Below are 7,932 nucleotides of genomic sequence, written 5' to 3' on the forward strand. Positions count from 1 at the left end.
CAGGAACACCTGCGGATCGCGCACGATGGCGCGACCCATGGCGACGCGCTGGCGCTGGCCGCCGGAAAGCTGGCGCGGATAGCGCTTGAGATAGGGCGCGAGATCGAGAATGTCGGCAGCCCGCTTGACCCGATCGGCAACCACCGCCGGGTCGGTGCCGCGCAGCTTCAGCGCGAAAGCCATGTTCTGCTCCACCGTCTTATGCGGATAGAGCGCGTAGTTCTGGAACACCATGGCGATGTCGCGCTTGGCGGGCGGCAGGTTGTTGACGATACGGTCGCCGATCGAGATCGTTCCGCCGGAGACCGTTTCCAGCCCCGCCACCATCCTCAGCAGCGTAGACTTGCCGCACCCCGAAGGACCGACCAGCACGACGAACTGGCCGTCGGCGATATCGACGCTGACCTCGTGCAGAACCTTGACGGTTCCGAACGCCTTGGCCACATTGGCGATTGCGACTTGAGCCATCCTCTCCCCTATCTTTTTCGGTGAAGCTAGCCATTGCCAACGGCAAGGGCAAGTCGGTATCTTATAGATAAAAAGCCATTCTTGTTGACAAGGTAATCGATTACGCGAATAGTTGCGAGTGCCAATCCGACAGCCGGTCCTTGTCCCGGAAAATCGGAGTTCCAGGCGACGCAGGGTGGGGTCCCACGTCCCCCTATGGTATAGGAGAACCACAGACGTTTCGGCGTCCGAGATTGGCAATTCAATTCACGACTGGAAGTTCTGGGAGGAACCTTGAGATGAGAGTCGATCTTTACGAAAAACTGGTGCGCGCCGGGGCGACCCGCCGCGATTTGCTGAAAGGCGCGGCCAGCATGGCCGCACTTGCGGCGGCGTCCGGCGCCGGTCTCGGTGCGCTGACGAGGCCCGCGGCGGCCGCGGATGATCTGCGCGCGAAACTTCTGCAGATACCGGGCGTCGGCAAGGGCCAGCCGACGGATGCCGACTTCCAGAAAGTCGGCGAGCTTTGCCTGGAAGCGACCAAGGCCAACGTCAAGGAAGGTGAATTCGCCGGTGTCGAGCTCACCTTCATGGGCCTCAACAACCAGAACCTGCATAACGTGCTGTTCCGCGGTTTCCTGAAGCCGTGGGAAGCTTATACCGGCGCCAAGATCAACTGGATCGATCTGGCACAGGCCGATTACAATCCGCGCCTGCAGCAGGCGATTGCCACGAATACAATCGATTTTGACATCGTTGAGATGGGTGCGCCCTTCGAAGGCGATGTCTGCGGCAAGGGTCTCACTTCCGAAATGCCGGACTGGGTCAAGAAGCAGATCGATATGGATGACCTGGTGGCGTATCTCAAGCCGCCGGTCGGCACCTGGAACGGCAAGCAGTATCGCGTGACCGTCGACGGCGATACTCATAATTTCAACTACCGCACCGACGTGTTCTCTGACGCCGATCTGGCGGCAGCCTGGAAAGCCGACACCGGCGACAAGGCAGGCCTGGCGGAATGGGGCGTGCCGAAGACCTGGCAGCAGGTCCAGGCCGTGACCAAGTTCCTCAAGGGCAAGCAGGTGAAAGGCCAGGACGTCTATGGCTACCTCGACGCGCCCAAGCCCTGGGGCGGCTTCGGCTTCTACTTCCTCGGCAGCCGCGCCAGCGCCTACGCCAAGCATCCCGACGACAAGGCTTGGCTGTTCGATCCGGATACGATGAAACCGCGCATCAACAATCCGGCCTGGGTGCGAGCGATCCAGGATGTGATTGATGCCCTGCCTTCCGAGCCGCAAGATCAGATCAACGCCGACCCGAACCAAACCGCGTTCAGCCAGTTTCTCGGCGGCACTGGTTCGATGGTGGCCTGGTGGGGCGACGTCGGTTCCAATGTCAAGACCAACGACTCCTCTGTCGTTGGCGACGTCACCGGTTTCTCGATCCTGCCGGGATCGGACGACGTCTACAATTCGAAGACTGGCAAGTGGGACAAGCTCGCCAGCGGACCGAACTATGCGCCGAACTGCGCCTATCTCGGGTGGGGCGTCTATGTCATGGCCCGGGTCGACAGCGACGAGAAGAAGAAGAAGGCAGCCTGGTCGGCGGCAGCCCATCTCGGCGGCAAGGATTTGTCGCTGTGGTGCGCGGCCTATCCATCGGGCTTCCAGCCCTACCGCAACTCCCATTTCAACATTCCGGAATGGGTGACGGCAGGCTACGACGAGGCCTTCATCAGCTCGTATCTGAAGTCGGAGGGCGACTCCTACAATCATCCGAACGCGGCGATCGAGCCGCGCATCCCCGGCATCTTCCAATACTACAGCGCCGCCGAGGACATCCTGGCCAACACCTTCGCCGGCAAGATGAAGGCGCAAGAAGGTGCGGATGCCATCGCCGCCGCCTGGGAGAAACTGACCGACCAGATCGGCCGCGAGAACCAGATCAAGCTCTACAAAGCCTCCCTCGGCATGTAGGCTGTCTCAGGAGAAGTCGCGGCCCGGCGACACCTCGTCGCCGGGCCGTATGTTGACCGGCTCTGGCCGGTGGCTTGAGCAAGAGGCGACAGGCGTGGCTGACCAGACTTCGACCGCCAATGCGTGGCCGGCAAATTCCACAGCGGCCGATCTGATCCCGCCCGGCCGCAAGCGCCTCGGCTGGGCCCTGCTGATTGCCGCGACGCTCGTGCTGCTGGCGGCGATTGTGATGCAGATCCTCTACAAGACCGAAGTCGACACGGTCGGCTTCTATACTTGGCGCCCCGTGATCTACGCCTATGTGCTGTGGGGCGCAGCACTTGGCGCCTGGCAGGTGCTGACACGCGGCGAGGACGGCCAGCGCGCGCTGTTCCTGCTGCCGGCGCTGCTCTTCACGATTGCCATGGTGATCTTCCCGACGCTGTTCGGCTTCTATATCGCGCTGACCGACTGGAATCTCAGCTCCTTTTCCGGCCGCAGGTTCAACGGGCTCGACAATTTCTGGCAGATGCTGGGCGACCCCTACTACCGCAATGCGCTGTTCAACATGGTGCTCTATGTGCTGGCGGTTCTGGTCGAATATGTCATCGCATTCGGACTGGCGCTGCTGCTCAACGCGCAGATCCGCGCCAGAAAACTCTTCCGCGTGGTCTTCCTGCTGCCGCTGATGCTGTCGCCGGTCGCGGTTTCCTGGATGATCGGCAAGTCGCTGATGGAATACCGGTTCGGACCGGCGGCGACGCTGGCGCGGCATCTCGGCTGGGACAATCCCGCTTTCTTCTCCGACCCGGTCATCGCGCGCATCTCGATCATGGTGCTCGACGCCTGGACCTTCATCCCGTTCATGATGATCATGCTGCTCGCCGGCCTGCAGGCCATGTCGCGCGAGGTGATCGAGGCGGCTCGCGTCGACGGCGCGAACGCTTGGCAGACCTTCTGGCAGGTCGCCTTCCCGCTGATGCTGCCGGTGTCGGTGACGGCGGTGATCCTGCGCATCATCTTCAAGCTCAAGCTTGCCGACATCATCATCACGGTGACGTCCGGAGGTCCCGGCGGCGCCACGGATTCGGTTTCGAGCTTCATCTACCGCGAATATCGCGACCGCTCGAATGTCGGCTACGGCACCATGCTCGCCATGGTCTACCTGATCATCATCGTCGTGTTCGTCACCTGGCTGCTGAAATTCGCCAGCCGTTTCGTGCGCAACGTCAACTGAGCGGCATCATGAGCGTCCAGACCACCGACTACACCGTTTCCGAGATCCGCTCGCCGGCGGCCTTCATCGCCAGCCGCGCCTTCATCTATGGCGCGCTGGTGTTCTGGTCCTTCGTCTGCCTGTTCCCGATCTACTGGACGATTACCACCTCCTTCAAATCGGCGGTCGACGTCACGCAAGGCCACCTCATCCCCTTCGTCGACTTCCAGCCCGACTGGAAGGGCTGGCGCTCGCTCGGCCTGTCGCCGGATTCGATCTTCCAGACCTCGACCGTGCGCGACGAGTTCCTCAAGCGCTTCATGAACTCGGTCATCACCTCCGTCGGCGCATCGAGCCTTGCCATCGTCATCGGCAGCCTCGCCGCTTACGGCCTGACCCGCTATCGCTATCACTTCGCCTGGTTCAAGAACGAGGACATTTCCTTCTTCTTCCTGTCGCAGCTCATCCTGCCGCCGGTCGTGCTGGCGCTGCCCTTCCTGGTGCTCTACCGCGAAGTGGCGCTGCTCGACACACGCATCGGCCTCGTCCTGCTCTACACGCTGATGGTGCTGCCGATCGTCATCTGGATCATGCGCGACCAGTTCAACTCCATTCCCGTCGAGTTGGAGGAGGCAGCACTGGTCGACGGCCTGACGATCTGGGGCGCCTTCTTCCGCATCGTCATGCCGATCGCGCTCCCCGGCATGGTCGCCGCCTTCATCCTGGCGATGGTGCTCTGCTGGAACGAGTATTTCTTCGCGGCCCTCCTGACATCGACGGACGCCAAGACGATCCCCGTCATGGTCGCGAGCCAGACCGGCTCGCAGGGCATCAACTGGTGGTCGATGGCAGCCCTTGCCACGGCGGCGATCGCACCGCTGGCGATCATCGGCATCGCGCTCGAACGCTACCTGATCATGGGCATGACGGCGGGTTCGGTGAAGTAACTGCGGTCAATACCGCACGCAACGTCTGGATCGCTTGCCCTAGGCTGTCACTACATCGTCTCCGCTGGCGCAAAGAAGCAGTTTTCGTGCTCCTCGGTCGGATGCAGGCAAATGTGAAAATCATCGTCGCCGGACGGAATGACACTGTCGTAGGGGACAAAATAGCGGTCTTGGTGAGTGACCCTCCGATGATCTCCCGGCCGCAAGATGATCACGTAGCCATCCGGCGTCGGCGTAACAGTTGTGCCCGGGATGCTACTGCATTCGCCTGTCATTGGATCACCGTGACAGCAGGCCGGCGGATAAGTCCAGCCGCTGTCAGCTTTGTGCGCAGAGGCCGACACGGACAAATGCTCGAGCATCGCAGCCATGACGATCATGCCTGCAACGCTCGCCATGCGTCGCTTTGCGACCGTGTGCATCGGCCGGCTCCAAACGCCCTCGGCATTTCCGTGCACAGTAGCATATTATGAATATCTAATATAGGAGCAACTTCCGGGACTTGGAGATCAGCACACCAATATCGCTCGCAAATGCTCCAGGATCATCGCGACGCCCTTTTGCCCGAGATCGGCCGAGGCCTCCGGCGCGCTCTTCGTGTACCAGCCGGTATTGTCCGCGAAATGGGCTGCGTCCACCGCCTCGGGGCACAGCGCCAGCATCAGCGATGTCTCCCCGACACCTGCATGGTCGAACGGGTACCTGCCGTTCATCGTGGCCGGCATCAGCGGATGCACCTGCACCCAGTTGAAGACGTTTTCGCCCTGGGCATGGCCGGCATAATAGTCGGCCATCTTGTCGGAGCCCCACCAGCCCTCGCCGCGCTCCTTTTCCAGGAAGCGGAAGATCGCCTGCCGGCCGGCGGCCTTGAAGGCGAGATCGGTCGGCATGCCGGCGACGAAATTCTCGGTCTGGTGATGGATGATGGCGTGGATGTTGCGGAAGCCGATGCGCAGCAGGCCGTAGAACAGCTCCTCGGCAAAAGGCGCCAGCACCGGACCGCCGACCTGCACCGAGCCGCTGCCGCCCGGCGGCGCCACCGCATAGCTTGCCGCGCCATAGTAGAAGGGCGGCAGGATGACGATGTTCCTTTCCTTCTCGAAGAGTTCCAGCGTCTTGATGACGGCGAGCGTGTCCATGCCGACCGCCATGTGCTCGCCATGGTATTCGAGCACGCCGAGCGGCAGCACGACCGGCCAGTTCTCCTCGATCGCCTTGCGGATCTGGTGCGGCAGCATCAATTCGTAGCGCATCTCCCTACTCCATATTGGTGTGCCGGGCGCGCATCGCCTCCGGCGTCGCGCCGGTAAGCGCCTTGAGCTTCAGCACCATCACTTCGAACAGCAGGAAAAGCGCGCCCTCGAACAGCGAGCCCATCGGCAGCACGGACGTTCTGGCGGCGCCCTGGTCGCTGGCCATGGTCTGGGCCGGAACAAGCAGCGTGAAGTCGGCAAGCTTGGCCGCGCTGCCCGCCGGTTCGGCCGTAAGCAGCAGCACATTGGCGCCGGCGTCGCGCGCGACACGCATCAGGGTCAGCACCGTGCTGGTCTCGCCCGGTCCTGAGCTTGCGAGGAAGACATCGCCCTTGCCCAGCGGCGGCGTGGTCATGTCGCCGACCACCGCGACAGGCAGGCCGAGATGGAAGAGCCGCATGGCGAAGCCTTTGACCTGCAGCGCTTCGCGGCCGCATCCATAGACGACGATCTTGCCGGCGCCGGCAAGCATCTCGCAGGCGCTGTCAACCCGGCCGTCGTCGATGCGCCTCACCACGGCGCCAAGCTCGTCGAGCGCTGTCGCGAACATCTCGGATCCGGCTTGCGTCATGGCAATTCGTCCTGTCCGCCGAAGCTGAATAGATATGTGGTGTTGCGGTTCGTTTGCCGCGAAACACTTGTTTTTGTTCATGCTAACACCGCGAAAATTCGTGTCCAACGAGCCACGGCGCTTTTGCTGTGCCACCGGCGTGATAGTGTCATGTCAGACAAATCGATCCGGGACATTTGAGGATATGAAGACACGGCACTTCGACCGCATCGGCAATGGCGGCCTCACCTTCACTGAGCTTGGCTTCGGCACCGCGCCGCTCGGCAATCTATACCGCGCCGTCTCCGATGAGGATGCCAATGCCACGCTGGAGGCGGCGTGGGCGGCCGGCTGCCGCTACTTCGATACCGCTCCCCTCTACGGCCTCGGCCTGTCGGAAACCCGGCTCAACCCGTTCCTGCGCGGCAAGAAGCGGGACGACTATGTGTTGTCGAGCAAGGTCGGCCGCCTCATGCGCGTCTGCCCGCCCGACCAGCGCACGGGCATCGGCAAGTTCTTCGACACGCCCTCGCGCAAGGAAGTCTACGACTACAGCTATGACGGCGTGATGCGCTCCTTCGAGGCCTCGCTGGGGCGTCTCGGCGTCGACCGCATCGACATCCTCTATGTGCACGACGTCGACATCTTCACCCATGGCAGCAAGGAGGCGTCGGACGTGCGCATCGCGGAATTCATGTCGTCCGGCTACTACGGGCTGCTTTCGCTGCGCGACCAAGGCGTGATCAAGGCCTTCGGCGGCGGCATCAACGAATGGCAGGTCTGCCAGACACTCGCCGAACGCGGCGATTTTGACCTGTTCCTACTCGCCGGCCGCTATACGCTGCTCGAGCAGGAAGCGCTGGCTACCTTCCTGCCGCTCTGCGAGGAGCGCGGCATCGGCATCATTCTTGGCGGCCCCTACAATTCCGGCATCCTGGCGACGGGGCCGAAGCCCGGCGCCTTCTACAACTACACCGAAGCGCCAAAGGACGTGCTCGAGCGCGTGGCGCGCATCGAGGCTGTCTGCCAGCGCCATGGCGTGCGCCTGATCGAGGCCGCACTCCAGTTCCCGCTGCGGCATCCTTCCGTGATGTCGGTGATCCCCGGCGGCCAGCGGCCCGCCGAGGTCGAAAGCAACCGCGCGCTGCTTGACGTCAGGATTCCGGCGGCCCTTTGGGCGGATCTAAAGCGGGAAGGGCTGATGCGCGCCGACGCGCCGACCGGCTGAACCCGCAATCAGGCGGGTCAAAAAAGAAGAGCCGGGCAAGCCCGGCTCTTATGAGCTTAAAGAGAAAGGTCTTAGTTGACCGCGTCCTTGAGGCCCTTGCCAGCCGAAAACTTCGGCACGGTGCGCGCCGGAATCTTCACTTCCGCGCCGGTCTGCGGGTTACGGCCGGTCGAAGCAGCGCGTTTTGACACGGTGAAATTTCCGAAGCCGACAAGCCGGACATCGCCGCCCTTCTTCAGTTCGCCAGTGATCACGGAGAACACCGCATCGACGGCCGACTGCGCATCAGCCTTCGAAATGCTTGCGGAGTCGGCGACGGCGGACACCAGTTCGTTC

The 7,932-nt window shown here is 62.4% G+C and carries 9 protein-coding genes; 4 read left to right on the plus strand and 5 right to left on the minus strand.

All coding sequences use genetic code 11. From position 1 onward, the window contains the following. Nucleotides 1–468 (minus strand): ATP-binding cassette domain-containing protein (locus EOA29_RS18100; protein WP_127221233.1); only part of this gene is annotated, 468 nt, incomplete at its 3' end. Nucleotides 469–746: 278 nt separating this feature from the next. On the opposite strand from EOA29_RS18100, the gene EOA29_RS18105 reads away from it, so the two are divergent. The 3 genes from EOA29_RS18105 to EOA29_RS18115 all read left to right on the plus strand — a co-directional run bounded on the left by EOA29_RS18105 (nt 747) and on the right by EOA29_RS18115 (nt 4,565). Then, nucleotides 747–2,423 (plus strand): sugar ABC transporter substrate-binding protein, encoded by a 1,677-nt coding sequence (locus tag EOA29_RS18105; protein ID WP_126093555.1) that lies wholly within the window; start codon nt 747–749, stop codon nt 2,421–2,423. 94 nt (nt 2,424–2,517) lie between these two features. Next, nucleotides 2,518–3,639 (plus strand): sugar ABC transporter permease, encoded by a 1,122-nt coding sequence (locus EOA29_RS18110; RefSeq protein WP_127221234.1) that lies wholly within the window; start codon nt 2,518–2,520, stop codon nt 3,637–3,639. 8 nt (nt 3,640–3,647) lie between these two features. Further along, on the plus strand, nt 3,648–4,565 hold the full coding sequence (locus EOA29_RS18115) for a carbohydrate ABC transporter permease (RefSeq protein ID WP_126093553.1): 918 nt from the start codon (nt 3,648–3,650) through the stop codon (nt 4,563–4,565). A gap of 50 nt (nt 4,566–4,615) precedes the next feature. On the opposite strand, the gene EOA29_RS18120 is transcribed toward EOA29_RS18115, so the two are convergent. The 3 genes from EOA29_RS18120 to hxlB form a co-directional block, all read right to left on the minus strand. Next, on the minus strand, nt 4,616–4,987 hold the full coding sequence (locus EOA29_RS18120; protein ID WP_245464659.1) for a hypothetical protein: 372 nt from the start codon (nt 4,985–4,987) through the stop codon (nt 4,616–4,618). An 87-nt stretch (nt 4,988–5,074) separates the two neighbouring features. Next, the gene (locus EOA29_RS18125; protein WP_126093552.1) at nt 5,075–5,818 is read right to left on the minus strand and encodes a creatininase family protein; all 744 of its coding nucleotides are present in this window, start codon (nt 5,816–5,818) and stop codon (nt 5,075–5,077) included. Between the two features lie 4 nt (nt 5,819–5,822). Then, the gene (gene hxlB / locus EOA29_RS18130) at nt 5,823–6,389 is read right to left on the minus strand and encodes a 6-phospho-3-hexuloisomerase (RefSeq protein WP_126093551.1); all 567 of its coding nucleotides are present in this window, start codon (nt 6,387–6,389) and stop codon (nt 5,823–5,825) included. Between the two features lie 184 nt (nt 6,390–6,573). Here hxlB and EOA29_RS18135 point away from each other — a divergent pair, with 184 nt between their 5' ends. Then, complete coding sequence (locus EOA29_RS18135) at nt 6,574–7,596, plus strand: aldo/keto reductase (RefSeq protein ID WP_126093550.1); 1,023 nt, start codon at nt 6,574–6,576, stop codon at nt 7,594–7,596. A 71-nt stretch (nt 7,597–7,667) separates the two neighbouring features. Here EOA29_RS18135 and EOA29_RS18140 read toward each other — a convergent pair. Beyond that, on the minus strand, nt 7,668–7,932 hold a 265-nt coding region (locus tag EOA29_RS18140; protein WP_145969696.1), incomplete at its 5' end, for an HU family DNA-binding protein.

It is taken from the genome of Mesorhizobium sp. M1E.F.Ca.ET.063.01.1.1 (assembly GCF_003998155.1).
Taxonomy (GTDB): Bacteria; Pseudomonadota; Alphaproteobacteria; order Rhizobiales; family Rhizobiaceae; genus Mesorhizobium.